This window comes from Croceibacterium selenioxidans, assembly GCF_018599195.1.
GTDB lineage: Bacteria > Pseudomonadota > Alphaproteobacteria > Sphingomonadales > Sphingomonadaceae > Croceibacterium_A > Croceibacterium_A selenioxidans.
The window spans coordinates 680,704-696,851 of sequence record NZ_JAHFVK010000001.1 but is presented as its reverse complement, the minus strand read 5'-3'; the positions used below and the strand labels follow the sequence as shown (position 1 = coordinate 696,851).

The window sequence follows — 16,148 nt, the reverse complement described above, 5'->3', positions numbered from 1 at the left end:
TCCCTTACCGCCCCAGGTTCAACTTCGCGAACACGGTGTAACCCATCGGATTGTCGCCATAGACCGCATCGAGCGCGTCGGGCTTGATGAAGGTCGCCACTGTGCCGCCGAGCGAGAGGCCGAACGGCCCCACCGGCAAGGTATAGGCATAGCCCGCTTGCAGCTTGGTCACTCGAAACATCTGGTCGTGCAGCGGGTCGTCGTGATCGGGGAAGAGCTCGTCGTTCTCGACGTTCTCCACCCTTCCGAAAACGGTGTGCCGCTTGGTGATGTCCCAGTTCGCCTCGGCCAGCCAGGCGTTGAGCGTGTCGCCCGGATTGCGGTTCTTGGCGGAGAACGCTGCTGTGGCAGCAAGGCCGTTGCCGGAGTTGTAGTGCACGCTGGCGGTGGTGCGCGCCTCGTCCTGGCCAGGGTGCGTCGGTTCAGGCTGGTCGAGCTGGGCGTGGCTCACCTGCATCGCCCAGTGGGGCGACGGATTGAGCGTGGCGCGGACGCTCCAGCTGTCGAGGCGCGGGGCTTCGATGTCCCACCGGTCCTCGTCCGGCTCCTCTCCCCGGAAGGCCGAGGCTTCGAGCTGCCAGACCTTGCCGGCGACGCCCGCCGTGACCACGCCATAAGTGATGTGTGTGGAATCGAACCAGTGGTGCGTGATCGGCGCTTCGGGATTCAGCTTGGCCGAGGCGCGATGCATGAAGGCAGGCGGACCCAGCGCCGGCTCGCCGACCGGGCCGCCGTAGACGAACGCGGTGGTCCCATCGGCTATGTCGACGTCGACACGCGCGGCCAGTTCCATGAACAGGTCGTGCGGATGCTGCCGGTCGACCAGCGGCTCGCCATTGGCTGTCTCGCCGGTGGCGAAGAGGTTGGGATAGCCGCGGTTGTTCATCAGCGGCTCTGCGCTCATCATCGAGCGCAGCTGCAGGCGGGCGCCGTCGAACTGCTTTTCCGCCGATAGCATCGCCATCGACTGGACATAGAGCTTGTCGTCGCCGCGCGGGCCGGTCTGGTCGGTGTAGACGCCCCAGAGATAGCCATGCGCCATCCCCATCCAGCCGCCGCCAAGGTCGAAATGGAGGCCAGGCATCATGCCCTCGGCCTGCGGCAGGCGCGAGGTGCCGGAGCCTTCGGCGGGACCTTGCGGCGCTGTGTGGGCCGAATGATCCATCGCTCCGTGGTCCATCTGCGCTTGGTCCATCGCCCCGTGGTCCATCTGCGAGTGGTCCATTTGCGAATGATCCATCGCCCCGTGGTCCATATGCGAAGGGTCGTGCGTGTTCGTCGGCGCGGGCGTGGGAGCCGGGGTTGGCATGTGCTCGCCATGTCCCGAACGATCCTGCGCCAACGCCGGGGCCGCGAGGCCGGTGGAAAGTGCCGTCGCGGCCAATACCAACAGGGACTTCATCATTGATCCTTCAAACATGGGAAACGAGCATCCACAGGGCCATTGCCACCATGAACACATTTTCGGTCAGGGACAGGAACCCCAGGGGCACGCGGCTCGATCCGCCGACGCAGGCGCACTTGAGCTCGCGCTTCTGGACGTAGACGGCGTAGAACACCGACACGCCGCCGACGGTGCCGATGAACAGCGCCATCGGGATCGACAACCAGCTGAGCACACCGGCCGCCATCAACGCGCCCGCCGTGAACTCAGCAAAGGGATAGATGCGGCCATAGGGCACCCAGCGCCTGGCCAGCAGGTCGTAGCCAAGGAACATGGTCGAAAACCGCTCGACGTCCTGCAGCTTGAGCATCGCCAGGATGACCATCGAGAAGGCCACGAACCATTCGGCGGCACGGACCGTCAGCGGGGTCCCGTAGACCGCCTGGCTTACGGCCGCGGCCAATGCAGCCGTTGCCGCGAACACGACCAGTACCGGCGTATAGGAAGTCGCATTCGGGTCCGCGACCTTGAGGCCGAAGAACCGCCGCAAATCGTCGAAGCCGCCCACGCGCTCGCCACCGATAAAGGTCTGCGGGGTGGTCTGCACACCGTGCAGCGCCTTGAACGCATCGGTCTGTTCGCGCGTGGTCAGCCAGCGGTCCTCGACTGTATAGCCCTTCTGCTCGAGCAGGTGCTTGGCCTTGAGCCCGTAAGGACAGACGTGCTTGGGCATCACCATGCGATAGAGAGTGGCGGTCTTGCGGCTGCCAACCGGCTCGGTGGCGGCAATTCGGGTTTGTTCGGTCATGATGACCGCCTATATAGGTCCCGTACCATAGTACGGAGTCAAGCGTGATGGCGATGAGTATTTCCGAGCTGGCCCGCGGTGCCGGGGTCGGGGTGGAAACGGTGCGCTATTATCAGCGGCGCGGGTTGCTGGAGGATCCCCGCCCGCAGAAGACCGGTGCGGGCGGCATCCGACACTATGGGCCGGACGAAGCGCGGCGGCTGCGCTTCATCCGCTCAGCCCAGGACGCCGGATTTACCCTGGAGGAAATTGGCGAGTTGTTGCGGCTGGACTCCAGCGACGACCGCCCCCGGGCGCGAGAGATGGCGCGTACACGGATCGCGGCGCTCGACCAACAAATCTCGCGATTGCGCGCGGCGCGACAATCTTTGGCGAAGCTGGCCAAGGAGTGCGCGGGAGGGGTTGATGGGCCCTGTCCGATCATCGCCTCCTTCGAAGGCGTGGGGTGACGGGGACATCGAAAGACCGAAAATGCTCTCCGAGGGTGGATTTAGGGCGGACATCCGACGGAACCCTTTCCTACTCAGCCGCAATGTGCTTGATTGCTCGAATGCGATTTCGGATCGATTCTTTTTGTCATAAAAACAGATATTTATGGTTTAAACTCGATACCCGGCCCAAGGTGACACTTTTCCGGGCGCAACAATCGGCACAACAGTGTCACCCCGTCACCCCTACTGTCCGCAAGGCGGCTTGGTGACACGCCCCGGTGTCCTTGTAACCGGTGGTGCCCGCCGCATCGGAGCGTCGATCTCGCGCCGCTTCGGTCAAGCCGGTTGGCACGTGGTGATCCACTGCTGCCACTCATGGGGTGACGCCCAGGCCCTGGCGGACGAACTGCCCAGCGCCGAGGTCATCCGCTGTAACCTCGCCGACGGCGACGCCGCCCTCTCCATGATCGCAGACCTTGCCGGCCGGCTGGAGGATTGGCGAGCGCTGGTGAACTCGGCCTCGGTCTTCCGGCCCGACGATGTCATGGCGCTCGACGTCGGGATCGAGTGGGAAGCCATGCAGGTCAACGCCGTCACCCCTGCGATGATGAGCCAGGCCTACTTGCGCCGAGCTCGTTCGGAAGCCGGAAGGCGGGTTATCCAGGTCACCGACCAGAAGCTGGCCAACCCCAATCCCGACTTCTTCAGCTACACCCTGAGCAAGCACGCCCTCGCCGCGACAATTCCGATGCTGGCCATGGCGGCCGATCCGGCAGACCGGATTTACGGCCTCGCCCCGGGCGCCATCCTCGCCAGCCACGAACAGTCGGAGGACCAGGCCGAGGCGACGCACCGCCTCAACCTGCTCGGGCGCCGCACGGGCGCCGAAGAAGTGGCGGACGCCGCCTTCTTCCTCGCCGCCGGCCCTCTCGCCAGCGGGCAAACGCTGTTCGTCGATTCCGGCCAGCACCTGCTCGCCCAGCCGCGCGACGTGATGTATCTGGCCGAAAAGGAGGATTCCGCCCGATGACACGCCCAAGGAAGCGGCATCAGCTCAGCACCCGCATCTGGCACTGGATCAACGCGTTCAGCGTGGCGGTGTTGTTCATGTCCGGCCTCAACATCTCGAACGCCCATCGCCGCCTCTATTGGGGCGAATGGGGCTTTGAGCCGGAGCAGGCCTGGGCGTTCATTCCCAGGTTCCCGGGGTGGGCGACTATCCCCGGCTACTACAGTCTCGCCATCGCCCGGGAATGGCACGTGCTGTTCGCCTGGATATTCTCGGTCACCCTTCTGCTGTTCCTGATTGTCGGCGTGCTCAACGGCCACTTCCGGCGCGACATCGTGACCCACGGCAAGGACTGGCGGCCCGGCGCGATCTGGGCGGATGTGCGGGCGCACCTCCGGCTCCAGTTCGACCACGCCGGCGCGAAGTACAATTTCCTGCAGAAGCTGGCCTACGGATTGGTCATGTTCATCCTCCTGCCGCTAATGATCGTGACAGGTATGGCGATGAGTCCCGGCATGGACGCCGCCTGGTCGTTCCTCAGCGAAATGTTCGGTGGGCGGCAGAGTGCGCGTTCGATCCACTTCATCATCGCCTGGACGCTGTTCGGATTCTTCGTCGTGCATGTGATATTGGTTCTGCTCAACAAGCCCGCCAAGAACGTGGGCGAGATGATCACCGGGGGGACGGCTGATGAAGCGGCGTAACGTCCTCGTAGGCCTAGCCGCGTTCCTCACCGCGGGCTGTGCCAAGATCAGCAAGAGCGAGACCTTCACCGGCCTCGTCGACAGCGCTGAGAAGCTGCACAAGGGCGCGCAGCGGATGCTCGGCGGTGGGCAGGCGTTGGCGCGGGAGTACACGCTTGCCGACATTTCGCCCTCGTTCCGCGGCAACGGCAATACCGAAGTCGACAGCGACGATTATCGCGCCCATCTCGCGGCCGGGTTCGCCGACTGGCGGCTCAACGTCGGCGGGCTGGTCGAACGGCCACTAAGCCTCTCGCTAGAGGACGTGCGTGCTCTGCCCCAGCGTACCCAGATCACCCGCCACGATTGTGTCGAAGGCTGGAGCGCCATCGGGCAATGGACCGGGCCACAACTCTCGGCGATCCTGGAGCAAGCAGGGGTCAAGCCGGAGGCACGCTATATCGTGTTCCGTTGCGCCGACAGTTTCGGCGAAACGCCGTACTACGAAAGTTGCGACCTCAACGACGCGATGCACCCGCAAACCATCGTCGCCCATCAGCTCAACGGCGAGCCACTGCCGGTGGCAAACGGCGCGCCGCTGCGCATGCGGCTCGAACGCCAGCTCGGGTACAAGCACGCCAAATACCTGACCGCGATCGAGGCGGTGGACAGTCTCGAGGGCATCGGCAATGGAGGCGGCGGTTACTGGGAAGACAAGGGCTACCAGTGGTACGCGGGGGTTTGAAGAAACCGCTTTCCTACAACAGCTCAGTCTGAAAGAAGCGGAACGGCTCTTTCAAATCGCTGACAACGTGTTGGATTCGCGTCAATTTAGTGCAAGCTTCAATCCGGATAACGCGCGAACGAATTCTTCCAGGCCAGCGCGATCATTTCCTCGAGCACGCCAAGATCGATGTCTCCGATCTTATTGACGTAAAGACAGCCACCCTGCCCGAGCGAATGTTTGCCCAGCCGGGCGAGCAAGGCTTCAAAGTCCGCCTTCGACCCCTCGTCGTCGCCACACGGCAAGAGATAGAGCGAATGCTTGGCCTTGCGCGGCGAAAATCCCGCTCGGCAGCAGCGCACCTTGCGCCCGCTATCGTAGACGGTGTTGTACTCGCCGTAGCCGATGATCGTGGGCCCCCACATCTCGGGCTCGACCCCCGTCACCTTGCGAAACAGAGCGTCGAGCACCGGCGCGTCCTCGCGTTTGCTTGCCGGTTCGACGGCGGCAATGAACTCCGCGACGCTGACTTGCGTCGGCTTGGTCTTCGCTTCGGCCATGGGGAGGGAGGATATCCCATGATTGACAGGGCGCAAAGCGACGGTTCTACTACCGAAAAGTATGAGGGGAGTGCTGCAGAATGTGGCTGTTGGATAAGTTCCTTACGAAAATCATCAAAACAGGCCGCCTGGTCATCACCGATTACGATGGCAAGGTCTACGAATACGGACCCGGTCCGGAAGGAATGGAACACGGCAGCCCGATGCACATCCGGCTGACCACCAAGAAAGCAGCCAACCATATCGCCCGCTATCCGGCGGTCGGCGCGGGTGAAGCTTACATGTGGGGCTGGCTCGTCGTCGAAGAGCCCTACGACATCCGCGACATGGTGCTGTTCGTGGCAATGAACGCCAAGGTGAAGAGCCACACAACCCTAGGCGCCAAGGGCCCTTTCAGGCAGGCGGTGCAGAAGACTCTCGCCAAGATCGACAGCGTCAACCTGCGCGGCAAGGCGCGCAAGAATGCGGAACACACCTACAACCTGACCCGCCGCCTGTACGAACTGTTCCTCGACGAGGACCGCCAATACACGATGGGCTACCATCGCGACCTCAACAACAGCCTTGAAAAAGCGCAGCTCGACAAAAAGGCCCACATTGCGGCGAAGCTAAACATCAAGCCGGGCATGAAAGTGCTCGATATCGGCTGCGGCTGGGGTGGTCTCGCGCTTTACTTGAACCGTCACTACGACTGCGAGGTGCTCGGCGTCGCCCTGGCACCGGACCAGATCGCCTTCTGCCAGGAACGCGCCAGGGAAGCGGGGGTGGAAGACAAGGTCAAGTTCGCGCTGATGGACTATCGCGACGTCCAGGGCGAATTCGACCGGATCAGTTCCGTCGGCCTCCTCGAACACGTCGGCACCCCGCACTATCCGCAGTTCTTCCAGCACACCAATCGGCTGCTCAAGCCCGACGGCGTGATGTTCTCGCACTGCTGCGGCCGCGCGGGCCCTCCGGGCTTCACCGACGCCTGGACGCGTAAGTACATATTCCCGGGCGGCTACATCCCGTCGCTGTCCGAACTGGTAAAGGAAAGCGAAAAGGCCGGCTGGCAGATCATGGACGTGGAAGGCATGCGCTTCCACTACAGCCACACGCTGGAGGAATGGTACAACCGCACGGTCATGCACAAGGACGAGATCGTCGATATGTATGACGAGACGTTTTACCGCATGTGGCAATTCTACCTCGCCGGGGCCGAACAGAGCTTCCGCCACGGCCGGCTGGTCAACTGGCAGATCCTCTACGTGAAGGACCGCGCGGCGATTCCGATGACGCGCGACTACATGTACGAGGAGAGCGAGCGCCTCCGCGAGAGTGAGGAACCGCCAGCCTGGCACCTGACTCAGGCAGCAGAGTAGACATTCGACAGAATTGGGGGCCGGTGATGATGAAGAAATCGATCGCCGGCTCCACTTTGCTGATTCCGGCGATGGCGTTCGCCCAGCCCGCCGATATCGGCATCGCCCCGGTAGCGCTGCACAGCGAGCCATACGTCTTCGACACCGCCGAGCAGCATGGGATCAAGGTCACCGTGCTCGCCAAGGATTTCGACAGACCTTTTGCCATAGAGTTCATGCCCGACGGCGACCTGCTGATTGTCGAGCGCGGCAAGGGGCTCAGGATCCTGCGCCAGGCCACCAAGCCCGGCGCTCAACTCGACCCGCAGCCAGTCGCGGATTTTCCGGTTCCGACGGACGACTGGACTTTCAGCGTCGGTGTCCAGGATGTCGCCCTCCACCCGGACTTTGCCCGCAATCACCTGATCTACTTCACCTACAACGAGCCCGCGCCGAAGCCCGCAAGCGACACGAGCATCTATCGGTACGCTCGGCTGACCTTGATGCGGGCCAAGCTTGAGGATGGGCGGATCTCAAACGTCGAAAGCTTGCTCACCGGCGGTCCCTCCGCCGCACTGGGATCAAGGCTCGCCTTCGGCAAGGACGGCAAGCTGTTCGTGACCACCGGCGGCGCATTCGGGGAGATCGCGCAGGAATTGGACAACATTTACGGGAAGGTCCTGCGCCTGAACGACGACGGCTCGATCCCGTCAGACAATCCCTTCGTGGGCCGCGAAGGTGCAAATCCTGCGATCTATAGCTACGGCCATCGCGACCAACACGGCCTGATAGTCGACGCGGCAACGGGCGCGGTCCTCAACGCAGAGCATGGCCCGAACGGCGGCGACGAGGTCAACCTCATTCGGCCGGGTGCGAACTATGGCTGGCCCCGGTACTCCTACGGCCGCCAATACGACGGCACTCACCTCGCCGAGATGCCGCTTGCACCGGGCATTGAAAAGCCGCTTCTGGTTTGGCTGCCCTCGATCGCCCCCACCGGCCTCATGATCTACGACGGCGACCGGTTTCCGAAGTGGAAAGGCAATCTCTTTGTGGGAAGCGGAAGGCGCGGCGAGATACCCGGTACAGGCGGTCTCGAACGCGTCGTCTTCAGCCCGGACTTCGGCGAACTTCGCCGGGAAACGCTGCTCACCGATCTGCATCAGCGCGTTCGCGACTTTGCGCAAGGGCCGGACGGCCTGATCTATGTTGTGACCGACGGTCCGGAAAACGCCGTCCTCCGCATCGAACCCTCCCAATGAAAACGGGGTAACGGCCGAGCCCCCGCAGTTGTCGCGCCTGCTCCGGTCGGCTAGCAGTGCGGCGAGCCCATTCCAGCTAAAGCGGATCGTATGTCCTGGTCGTCCATTCGCCGCGTGGTTGCTCGGCTGTCCTTCGTCCTGATTGCCTTATCTCTTTGGCATGGTTCGGCACTCGCCGCGGTGACCGTCTCGTTCCATAGTTTCAACGGCTCGGTGATGTTCGGTCGGTATCCCCACACCTTCGTGGTGTTCGATGGAAAGCTCGATGACACCAGGCAGTCGATCCATGAGAACTTCGGGTTCTCGGCCAAGAGCGTCGGCCCCTCGATCCTGGCCGGTCCTGTCGAGCACATGATCTACATCGAGAAAGAGAAGTACATTCGCAGCACCAACGCGCATTTCTCGATCGTCGTGTCAGACGCAACCTATCGCAGGATGAAGCAGGAGGTAGCGGCCTGGCGCGATGCGCCGGGCAAGTTTTATGATCTCGACACCCGAAACTGCATTCACTTCGTGGGTCGGATTGCCGAACTTGGCGGACTGAAGGTTGCCTATCCGAAGGAAATGCTTCGCAAACCCAAGGCCTGGCTCAACTACATCGGGACGCTCAACCCACAGCTTGGGGCCAAGCCGATCGCGTAAGGTCCTCCAGCCAAGTTGCCGGATGTAACAGACCCTGATAACCGCCGCCGGCGAATCCCCCGGCGGAGCGAGAAATGTCCGATATCAAGCGCGTCGTGCTGGCCTATTCTGGCGGCCTCGACACCAGTGTGATCCTCAAGTGGCTGCAGGTGACCTACAATTGCGAGGTCGTGACGTTCACCGCCGACCTCGGCCAGGGCGAAGAGCTGGAGCCGGCCCGCGCCAAGGCCCGCCTGATGGGCGTGCCGGACAACCACATCTATATCGACGACCTGCGCGAAGAATTCGTGCGTGACTTCGTCTTCCCGATGATGCGCGCCAACGCGCGGTACGAGGGCGACTACCTGCTTGGCACCTCAATCGCGCGGCCCTTGATCTCCAAGCGCCTGGTCGAGATTGCCCACGAAACTGGCGCCGATGCCGTCGCACACGGCGCCACCGGCAAGGGCAACGACCAGGTGCGCTTCGAACTGTCCGCCTACTCGCTCGATCCCAACATCAAGGTCATCGCCCCGTGGCGCGAGTGGGACCTGACCAGCCGCACCGCCCTCATCGCCTGGGCCGAGCAACACCAGATACCGGTCCCGAAGGACAAACGCGGCGAAAGTCCGTTCTCGACCGACGCAAACCTTCTTCACACCTCGTCCGAAGGCAAGGTGCTTGAAGACCCGTGGCAGGAAGTACCGGACTACGTCTTCAGCCGGACCGACAATCCCGAGGATGCGCCGAACCAACCCGAATACATCACGATCGACTTCGAGCGTGGCGACGGCATCGCGCTCAACGGCCAGGCCATGAGCCCGGCCACCCTGCTCGCCGCGCTCAACGACCTCGGCAAGAAGCACGGGATCGGTCGCCTCGATCTGGTCGAGAACCGCTTCGTGGGCATGAAGAGCCGTGGGATGTACGAGACGCCAGGCGGCGAGATCTACGCCCGTGCACACCGCGGTATCGAGAGCATCACCCTCGACCGTGGCGCCGCGCATCTCAAAGACGAGCTCATGCCCAAGTATGCGGAGCTCATCTACAACGGCTTCTGGTTCGCCCCGGAGCGCGAGATGCTGCAAGCTGCGATCGACCTCAGCCAGGAAAAGGTCAGCGGCACCGTGCGGCTCAAGCTCTACAAGGGATTGGCCCAGGTGGTCGGCCGCAAGAGCCCGAACAGCCTCTACTCCGAGCGCCACGTGACGTTCGAGGACGATGCCGGCGCCTACGACCAGCAGGATGCGGCGGGCTTTATCAAGCTCAATGCCCTGCGTTTGAGGCTCCTGGCGCAACGCGATCGCAGATAAATCGCAATCTTCGCGACGGGCCGTTGAGTTATCCACCCTTGTCCACTGGCAAAAACGCCAGAAGTGGATAACTGGCCTGTCGCGCTGTTGCCCGAATCGGTCGTTCAACGCATCCTCCAAACATCGAGACGGGGAAAGTCCCCACCGGATCAAAGGCCGCAAGGCCCGAGTGGAAGGTAGGAACCGCAACTGGATCGACGCGACGGCGAGGGCCGCACGGTGGAGGGACAGGACGCAGGATAGCCTCCGGGCCAATCCAAGTCCCTGACAACTCAGCCGCAAGGTATCGCAGTCGGAAGGTCGGGTGTTCCGGCCTGGTGCCGAGGTTTCAGCAATGCCCACGGGCAGCGCGGTAACCGCTCGAGGCCCAGTCCGAAGATCCGATCTCGGAACCGACGGATGGCATCGACGAAGATCCTCGCGGTCTTCATCAAGCCCCCGATGGAACCGGCACCGGCGCGAGCGCCGGGCGATGGAGACGCTGCCTAATGGGCGGCTTTGAAGGCGCCAGGCGTCAAGTGTCCTTCGGGACCCACACGCCGGTGAGAGTGGGGTCAGCCTCCGGGCTGGCCCCATTTCCTTTTGGCGCTTCCGCGTTGTTATCCCGGCCTCAATGCTCCTTTCCGAATTTCATCACCGCGACTCGGACCTTGAACCAGCCGAGGGTGAACAGGACAGCCGAATCTCACCCCGACGACTCGTTTCGTGCCAGCGGCCAGCCGATGTGGTTCATAGTTAACCGTTCCATTCAAAGGGATGAGTCGAGCCGAAGACGGGGTGAAGCGACCCTGGCCGGGTTACGCACCTGCGAAGTGGCGCCTATTGCACAGCCCATGGACGGGAATACCACCATGAAGCTCCGCATGGCGCTGGCCGGGTTTGCCTTGGTCGCCCTGAGTGGCTCGATCGCTCCGGCCCTGGCCGAAGTCACCACCGAGACCGTAGCAGCTCCGGCCGTCGCGTCCGCGGCTGCCACTTCCAACGCCGAGCTCCCTCGTTTCGTGCCCTCGACCGATACGGCCGCGGCTTCGATCGTCCCCTTCCAGGAGGCCGTGGTCCAGCCGCTGCCCACCGAAGAGGAAGCGCGCGACATCGGCGGCGGCGTCGCCAGCTGGTACGGCCGTGAATTCGAAGGCCGCCGCACCGCGAGTGGAGAGCGCTTCGATCCCGACGAGTACACCGCCGCGCACCGCACCCTGCCCTTCGGCAGCAAGGTCCGCGTCTCGCGCAACGGCCATTCCGTCGTGGTCCGCATCAACGATCGCGGTCCCTTCCACGGCAACCGCGTGATCGACCTCAGCCAGGCCGCTGCCGAGGATCTCGGCATTCGCAGCGCGGGCAGCGGCCGGGTTGAGCTCGCCGTTCTCGGCAACGACTGAGCCCCAAGGCAAGCGGAGGAAGGCCCAGCCCTCCCCCGCGCCCTGATCAGCGTCTTCGCGAGTTACTTCGAGAGCCGCCCCTGGATCGCCCCGACCGCGGTCGGCACGCTCACATAATAAGCGCCGGGATTGGCGAGGATCGCCGCCGCCAGGTCCGCCGCGATCGGCTGGCACCCGCCGCTCGAATTGCCGCTCAGCGCGCCCAGCGACAGCACCGAGGCGCCGTTTTCTCCGTTGAGGCTCGCCGCCGTCGGCGTATTCGTGCCGGTGACGTTCATGATGTAGCAGAACTGCCCCTTCGGCGGATCGATTACGCCGGTGAAGTTGCCGCCCGCCTGGGCCCCCGTCAGCCGGGTATAGACCGGCACCCCAGTATTCGGCGCCGGGGGTGGCCCCCCGAACTGCGCCGCGGCGGGGGCCGCCAGGGCCAGCAGGCCAAGAGTGACGAGACTTCGTTTCACGTTCGCTACGAGCATGACTTCTCCCTCTCTTTTTATTCGCTGCAAGAGGTACCTCAGCGCGTGACATGGTCAAGCGAGGAATGTGACCTTGTTACAGGCGCGGCGCCGCAAGAGGGGTGACGGGGTGACACGGTTCCAGGGGAGTGGCCGGATACGCGGGGCCCACCCCCGCCCCCTCCCGCAAACGGGAGGAGAGAGGTACATCGCCCACAGTATCCCCCTCCGGCTTGGGGGGAACCGAAGGTGTTCCGGAGGATCTGCGGTTAGGAGTGGGCGACGCGGGCTCAACCCCGTCCGAGGGTGCCCCTCCACCATCCTGCGGATGGTCCCCCTCCCCACCCTGAGGAGGATCCACCAACACCGCATCCACCGCCGCCAGCGCGGCTTCCTGCCACCCCGCCCACAGCGCCCGCGCGCCGTCCTCGGCCTCGTCCAGCGCGGCCTCTTTCTCCTCGCTGAGCGGCTCCTCGTCCCAGTCCTCGGGGTCGGCCGCGTATTCGCAAGCCTCGCACTCGCAGTCTGCCTCGTGAGGTTCCACCCCCTCGCCCTCGGCCTCCAATCCGAAGATTGCCCGCGCCCGGGCCAGCTCGACCACTTCCTCCAGCGTCCCGGGCATCCCATCCCGGCCCTCGTCATTGACTCGTGCGTCGACCAGCGCCTCGTCGGGCTCGACCCCCAGATGCAGCGCGAGGAACTCATCGAACCGCTCGGCCGCCTCGTGCGCCTCGGGCGCGGCTTGCTCCGCCGCCCGGTCGAGCCGCGCGAGATGCGCCAGCAGCAGCCGCCCGTCGTAGTGGCGGCGATAGGCGACCACCTCGCCGTGATAGAAGACCGGCACCTCGACCCCATCGAGCGCGCGGGCCGCCAGCACCGCCTCGGCATGCGGCCGCGCCAGCACCAACGCCGCGTCCCACAACCGCGCGAACGCCGCATCGCGCCGCCGCGCCTTATAGGCGGTGTGCGGCGAGACCCCCGCGCAGGCGCAAGCCGCGCGCACATTGCCGCAAGTCGCCAGCCGATCGAGGAACCGCACCTGCAAGGCGCGCGAAAACACCACCCGCGGACTCTCGGCCTCGTCGAGCAGCGCGGCAAAGCCGTCGACGCTCGAGGGCGCGGGCGGCTCCCCCGGTAAGCGCTGCCGGCCAACCGGCTGCCACCCGCGCCCGGCCGGGTGCGAGAGCAAGCGGGAGTCGCCTTCGGGTACGGCCGAGTGGTCCACCCCTAACCGCTGTTCCTCCGGAACACCTTCGGTTCCCCGCAAGCGGGAGGGGGACTGAGTAGCGCCAGAACTCCCCTCCCGCCTGCGGGAGGGGCCGGGGGTGGGCAAGCCCGCGTTAAGACCCGCCGCATCGGGAATATCCCCCGGCAGCGTGAAACGATCGATGGGAGTGTAATGGGACATGGTTCACCTCGCTACGAGTCGATGAACCAAACCAAGTGGAGCAGAGTGGGGGCTGTAGGAAAGTGATTTCTTTCAGCGAGCTACCCGCGCCCGGCCCCTCACCAGTCGCCCGCTCACCAGCCGGACGGCCGCTCGCCAGGATCGGGCGCCGACCTTGCCGCGCGCTGGTCATGCCGCTCGCGCCGCGCGGTGAGCCCCCGCGACAACCGCTCCGACAGCAGCCAGGCGGCGACGAAGAACACGGTGACAGTGAGGATGAGAATGAGCCAGCTGGGCATGGTGTTGCTCCGTACGGAGGCGGGAGCGGAGCCGAAGCTTCTCTCAGCCGCTGACGGGCCTGGGGGGAGTCAGCGGTGGGAGGGGTGTAGGCTTGTTTGGGGGAGAGAGCGAGGGGATTCGGGCCGGGCCAAAGAAGCGCAGTTTACGCGTCCGGCCACTTGAAGGATGCGTCGATCAGCCTTAGAACAAATGGAGAACTTTCCGGGCGGTCGCACAACTCAGAGGAAACGGTTGCCGAGGCGAGCGCTGACCCGTTACCTACATAGCCAAACCGCCGGTCTACGAGGCTCGGCATGAAGGAAAACACGCGATTGCCAGACCGGTTCATCTTCCGACAGGTATATTATCCTGATATTGAACATTTCGCGCGCGATGGAGAAATCAGGTCGAAAAACCACGTGAATCCGCAGCCGTGCCATCAAACATCGTATCAATCGATCGTGAGCCGTCGCGGAACTGATGAATTTGAAATGCCATGCGGCGGTGTCGCAAACGATTATGTTCCTTTCTATTTTTCACCGATCACATCATTCACCTACACAATTTACAAGGGAAATGTCGACTTAAGGTCTCCAGCCGGACAAGTATTAGGAATAGCTACACAAGATTCCAGAGCATTTGTTGTCTCAAGAGCGGATAGAGTTCTGGGTAATGTAGATACCGCTTATTTCACAAACACCTCACTTAACTCTAAGGCATTAGAAGTCAGGTTTGGTCGCGATATTTGCGAATTAGAAGACGTAGTTAATTGGAGTTTATTTGACGACACACCAAAAGTAGGAGCCATTCCTGAAATTGGATATGATGGCGTCTGTTTCTATTTTAAGGACCGCGCAACACCAGCCGCTCATCAAAATAGAAGCAGAGAAAGGATGGCGGAATTACTTGTGAAAAACGCTTTTCCTTTTGATTTGACAGAATGCATTTTAGTTAAAACGCCAGAGGCGAAAGCAAGAGTTGACGCGATTTTAGCTCAGCATGAAGTTTTGATTCCCGTATATGTCAATATAGGGTGCTACTACTGATGCCTATTACCTTTAAGAAGGGCGATCTCTTCGCCGAACCGACTGAGGCATTGGTCAATACCGTGAACTGCGTCGGGGTAATGGGAAAGGGTGTTGCACTTGAATTTAAGAGGCGTTGGCCCGATAATTTTGCTCGATACAAGAAAGCTTGTGACAGAAACGAATTAGTTCCAGGCATCTTGTTGGTGCATGATGTCGGAGGACTAATTCCCCAAGACGGGCCTCGATATATCGTAAACTTCCCCACAAAGGCGCACTGGAGAGCCAAGTCTCATGTCAAGTATATCGAGGATGGCCTGGATGCACTTGTTGAGGCGCTAACCGAGTATAGCATTTCCTCGGTAGCGCTTCCTCCGCTGGGTTGCGGGAACGGTGGCTTGGATTGGGCGGAAGTGAAGGCACTCATCAAAGAGAAACTTGGCGCGATCACTGATATTGAAATCGTCGTTTTGGAACCGTGGTCAGCCGAAGACGAACCGGAGCACCAAGCACCTTACTTCCCGATGACATTTCCTCGCGCCGTTTTACTAAAGGCCTTAGGAGATCTAGAACCTATTTTTGATGGAGCTTTTGATCGCCTTTCACTGCAGAAGTTGGTTTATCTTCTTCAGAATCTCGGTGTGAACTTTAACCTATCATTTCATAGAAATATTTACGGACCATATTCGGATAAGCTAAAGCAAGCGTTTCTTGCTCTAGAGAAGCATGACTTAGTAAGCGGGTTTTCATCTGACGAACGCTTGGCTCACGCCACGCAGGCTGCATACGCTCAGGCTGACGATTACCTAATGACGCACAAATTGAACGATTTGGCTCAAAAGAAGATAGATCAATTAAGCGAACTCATTGAAGGATATGAAGGACCGTATGGCCTAGAACTCCTTTCTTCCGTGCATCATTTGGCCTTTTTTGAGGGAATAACTTCTGTAGAAGAAGTCGTCGAGTCCATGGAGAGTTGGAGCGACGATAAGAGAAACAAGTTTTCTACAAAAGTTATTCGTGGAGCGTATGATCGCTTAATGGACGATGGCTTATTGTCGATTTGACCCAAAAGTTCGGCAGATGACACCAATTCGCCTCGTTGCTCAGCGTCCCGAACAATGGAGCGACAGCCACCTTGTGCGTCTTGGTGCGATCGCTGCACGGAGGCGGTTTGCTAAACGCATTGCGATTATCGCGCCTCAGCCGTTTCGAGCACCTGAAGCTTTTCGTTTGCGCCACAAGCCTATCTCAGGATCAAAGGGATCCCGACAACGGCGAAGACCAGGGCGAACCCTTTGGGAGCTTGCGTGGAGGCCATGCAGGCTGGATGGGCGAGTAGCCGTAACTATCTGCTTAAACCGGGTTGGCGGCGGCCTTGTGCGGGGTTCGCCCCTCCACCATCCCGCTTTGCGGGACGGTCCCCCTCCCCGAGCGAGCTCGTGGAGGATGGGGGTGCTGATCTCGATTGATCCTCCCCGAGCTTGT

At 62.0% G+C, this 16,148-nt stretch carries 17 protein-coding genes; 11 read left to right on the top strand and 6 right to left on the bottom strand.

Annotated features, from left to right (window positions below; genetic code table 11):
* Window positions 1–4 precede the first annotated feature (4 nt).
* Window positions 5–1,402: a hypothetical protein gene (locus tag KK137_RS03465; RefSeq protein ID WP_338027959.1), complete on the bottom strand. Its 1,398-nt coding sequence runs from the start codon at window positions 1,400–1,402 to the stop codon at window positions 5–7.
* 10 nt (window positions 1,403–1,412) lie between these two features.
* Window positions 1,413–2,192, bottom strand: a complete 780-nt coding sequence (locus KK137_RS03460) for a glutaredoxin (RefSeq protein WP_250893564.1) — start codon at window positions 2,190–2,192, stop codon at window positions 1,413–1,415.
* A 47-nt stretch (window positions 2,193–2,239) separates the two neighbouring features.
* Between KK137_RS03460 and KK137_RS03455 the strand changes: the two genes are divergently transcribed.
* The 4 genes from KK137_RS03455 to KK137_RS03440 all read left to right on the top strand — a co-directional run bounded on the left by KK137_RS03455 (window position 2,240) and on the right by KK137_RS03440 (window position 5,060).
* Complete coding sequence (locus KK137_RS03455) at window positions 2,240–2,641, top strand: MerR family transcriptional regulator (RefSeq protein WP_214534640.1); 402 nt, start codon at window positions 2,240–2,242, stop codon at window positions 2,639–2,641.
* Between the two features lie 247 nt (window positions 2,642–2,888).
* Window positions 2,889–3,653: an SDR family oxidoreductase gene (locus tag KK137_RS03450; RefSeq protein ID WP_214534639.1), complete on the top strand. Its 765-nt coding sequence runs from the start codon at window positions 2,889–2,891 to the stop codon at window positions 3,651–3,653.
* On the top strand, window positions 3,650–4,336 hold the full coding sequence (locus tag KK137_RS03445; RefSeq protein WP_214534638.1) for a cytochrome b/b6 domain-containing protein: 687 nt from the start codon (window positions 3,650–3,652) through the stop codon (window positions 4,334–4,336). The genes KK137_RS03450 and KK137_RS03445 overlap by 4 nt, the downstream gene beginning before the upstream one ends.
* On the top strand, window positions 4,323–5,060 hold the full coding sequence (locus KK137_RS03440) for a molybdopterin-binding protein (protein ID WP_214534637.1): 738 nt from the start codon (window positions 4,323–4,325) through the stop codon (window positions 5,058–5,060). Before KK137_RS03445 ends, KK137_RS03440 begins: the two co-directional genes overlap by 14 nt.
* Window positions 5,061–5,158: 98 nt before the next feature.
* Here the strand turns inward: KK137_RS03440 and KK137_RS03435 are convergent, their stop codons facing one another.
* Window positions 5,159–5,599, bottom strand: coding sequence for a DUF1801 domain-containing protein (locus KK137_RS03435; RefSeq protein ID WP_214534636.1), 441 nt, complete (start codon window positions 5,597–5,599; stop codon window positions 5,159–5,161).
* Window positions 5,600–5,679: 80 nt separating this feature from the next.
* On the opposite strand from KK137_RS03435, the gene KK137_RS03430 reads away from it, so the two are divergent.
* From KK137_RS03430 to KK137_RS03410, 5 genes are all read left to right on the top strand, one after another.
* The gene (locus tag KK137_RS03430; RefSeq protein WP_214534635.1) at window positions 5,680–6,960 is read left to right on the top strand and encodes an SAM-dependent methyltransferase; all 1,281 of its coding nucleotides are present in this window, start codon (window positions 5,680–5,682) and stop codon (window positions 6,958–6,960) included.
* A gap of 29 nt (window positions 6,961–6,989) precedes the next feature.
* Window positions 6,990–8,201, top strand: a complete 1,212-nt coding sequence (locus tag KK137_RS03425; RefSeq protein WP_214534634.1) for a PQQ-dependent sugar dehydrogenase — start codon at window positions 6,990–6,992, stop codon at window positions 8,199–8,201.
* 90 nt (window positions 8,202–8,291) lie between these two features.
* A complete protein-coding gene (locus KK137_RS03420; protein WP_214534633.1) occupies window positions 8,292–8,843 on the top strand; it encodes a hypothetical protein in 552 nt (183 codons plus the stop codon).
* 74 nt (window positions 8,844–8,917) lie between these two features.
* The gene (locus tag KK137_RS03415) at window positions 8,918–10,135 is read left to right on the top strand and encodes an argininosuccinate synthase (protein ID WP_214534632.1); all 1,218 of its coding nucleotides are present in this window, start codon (window positions 8,918–8,920) and stop codon (window positions 10,133–10,135) included.
* Window positions 10,136–10,968: 833 nt separating this feature from the next.
* The gene (locus tag KK137_RS03410; protein ID WP_250893562.1) at window positions 10,969–11,514 is read left to right on the top strand and encodes a septal ring lytic transglycosylase RlpA family protein; all 546 of its coding nucleotides are present in this window, start codon (window positions 10,969–10,971) and stop codon (window positions 11,512–11,514) included.
* 62 nt (window positions 11,515–11,576) lie between these two features.
* Here the strand turns inward: KK137_RS03410 and KK137_RS03405 are convergent, their stop codons facing one another.
* The 3 genes from KK137_RS03405 to KK137_RS03395 all read right to left on the bottom strand — a co-directional run bounded on the left by KK137_RS03405 (window position 11,577) and on the right by KK137_RS03395 (window position 13,655).
* On the bottom strand, window positions 11,577–11,990 hold the full coding sequence (locus KK137_RS03405) for a CHRD domain-containing protein (protein WP_214534631.1): 414 nt from the start codon (window positions 11,988–11,990) through the stop codon (window positions 11,577–11,579).
* Window positions 11,991–12,066: 76 nt separating this feature from the next.
* Window positions 12,067–13,236, bottom strand: a complete 1,170-nt coding sequence (locus tag KK137_RS03400; RefSeq protein ID WP_214534630.1) for a hypothetical protein — start codon at window positions 13,234–13,236, stop codon at window positions 12,067–12,069.
* 254 nt (window positions 13,237–13,490) lie between these two features.
* Window positions 13,491–13,655 carry a hypothetical protein gene (locus tag KK137_RS03395; protein WP_214534629.1) on the bottom strand — a complete coding sequence of 55 codons (165 nt, stop codon included), beginning with the start codon at window positions 13,653–13,655 and terminating at the stop codon, window positions 13,491–13,493.
* A gap of 294 nt (window positions 13,656–13,949) precedes the next feature.
* Here KK137_RS03395 and KK137_RS03390 point away from each other — a divergent pair, with 294 nt between their 5' ends.
* Both KK137_RS03390 and darG read left to right on the top strand, forming a co-directional pair.
* Window positions 13,950–14,681: a DarT ssDNA thymidine ADP-ribosyltransferase family protein gene (locus KK137_RS03390; protein ID WP_214534628.1), complete on the top strand. Its 732-nt coding sequence runs from the start codon at window positions 13,950–13,952 to the stop codon at window positions 14,679–14,681.
* Window positions 14,681–15,727 carry a type II toxin-antitoxin system antitoxin DNA ADP-ribosyl glycohydrolase DarG gene (darG, locus tag KK137_RS03385; protein ID WP_214534627.1) on the top strand — a complete coding sequence of 349 codons (1,047 nt, stop codon included), beginning with the start codon at window positions 14,681–14,683 and terminating at the stop codon, window positions 15,725–15,727. The genes KK137_RS03390 and darG overlap by 1 nt, the downstream gene beginning before the upstream one ends.
* Window positions 15,728–16,148: the final 421 nt, after the last annotated feature.

Coding starts and splice junctions, on each gene's coding strand:
- KK137_RS03465 (WP_338027959.1), bottom strand. CDS start 1,402: ATGAAGTCCCTGTTGGTATTGGCCGCGACGGCACTTTCCACCGGCCTC.
- KK137_RS03460 (WP_250893564.1), bottom strand. CDS start 2,192: ATGACCGAACAAACCCGAATTGCCGCCACCGAGCCGGTTGGCAGCCGC.
- KK137_RS03455 (WP_214534640.1), top strand. CDS start 2,240: ATGGCGATGAGTATTTCCGAGCTGGCCCGCGGTGCCGGGGTCGGGGTG.
- KK137_RS03445 (WP_214534638.1), top strand. CDS start 3,650: ATGACACGCCCAAGGAAGCGGCATCAGCTCAGCACCCGCATCTGGCAC.
- KK137_RS03440 (WP_214534637.1), top strand. CDS start 4,323: ATGAAGCGGCGTAACGTCCTCGTAGGCCTAGCCGCGTTCCTCACCGCG.
- KK137_RS03435 (WP_214534636.1), bottom strand. CDS start 5,599: ATGGCCGAAGCGAAGACCAAGCCGACGCAAGTCAGCGTCGCGGAGTTC.
- KK137_RS03430 (WP_214534635.1), top strand. CDS start 5,680: ATGTGGCTGTTGGATAAGTTCCTTACGAAAATCATCAAAACAGGCCGC.
- KK137_RS03425 (WP_214534634.1), top strand. CDS start 6,990: ATGAAGAAATCGATCGCCGGCTCCACTTTGCTGATTCCGGCGATGGCG.
- KK137_RS03420 (WP_214534633.1), top strand. CDS start 8,292: ATGTCCTGGTCGTCCATTCGCCGCGTGGTTGCTCGGCTGTCCTTCGTC.
- KK137_RS03415 (WP_214534632.1), top strand. CDS start 8,918: ATGTCCGATATCAAGCGCGTCGTGCTGGCCTATTCTGGCGGCCTCGAC.
- KK137_RS03410 (WP_250893562.1), top strand. CDS start 10,969: ATGGACGGGAATACCACCATGAAGCTCCGCATGGCGCTGGCCGGGTTT.
- KK137_RS03405 (WP_214534631.1), bottom strand. CDS start 11,990: ATGCTCGTAGCGAACGTGAAACGAAGTCTCGTCACTCTTGGCCTGCTG.
- KK137_RS03395 (WP_214534629.1), bottom strand. CDS start 13,655: ATGCCCAGCTGGCTCATTCTCATCCTCACTGTCACCGTGTTCTTCGTC.
- KK137_RS03390 (WP_214534628.1), top strand. CDS start 13,950: ATGAAGGAAAACACGCGATTGCCAGACCGGTTCATCTTCCGACAGGTA.
- darG (WP_214534627.1), top strand. CDS start 14,681: ATGCCTATTACCTTTAAGAAGGGCGATCTCTTCGCCGAACCGACTGAG.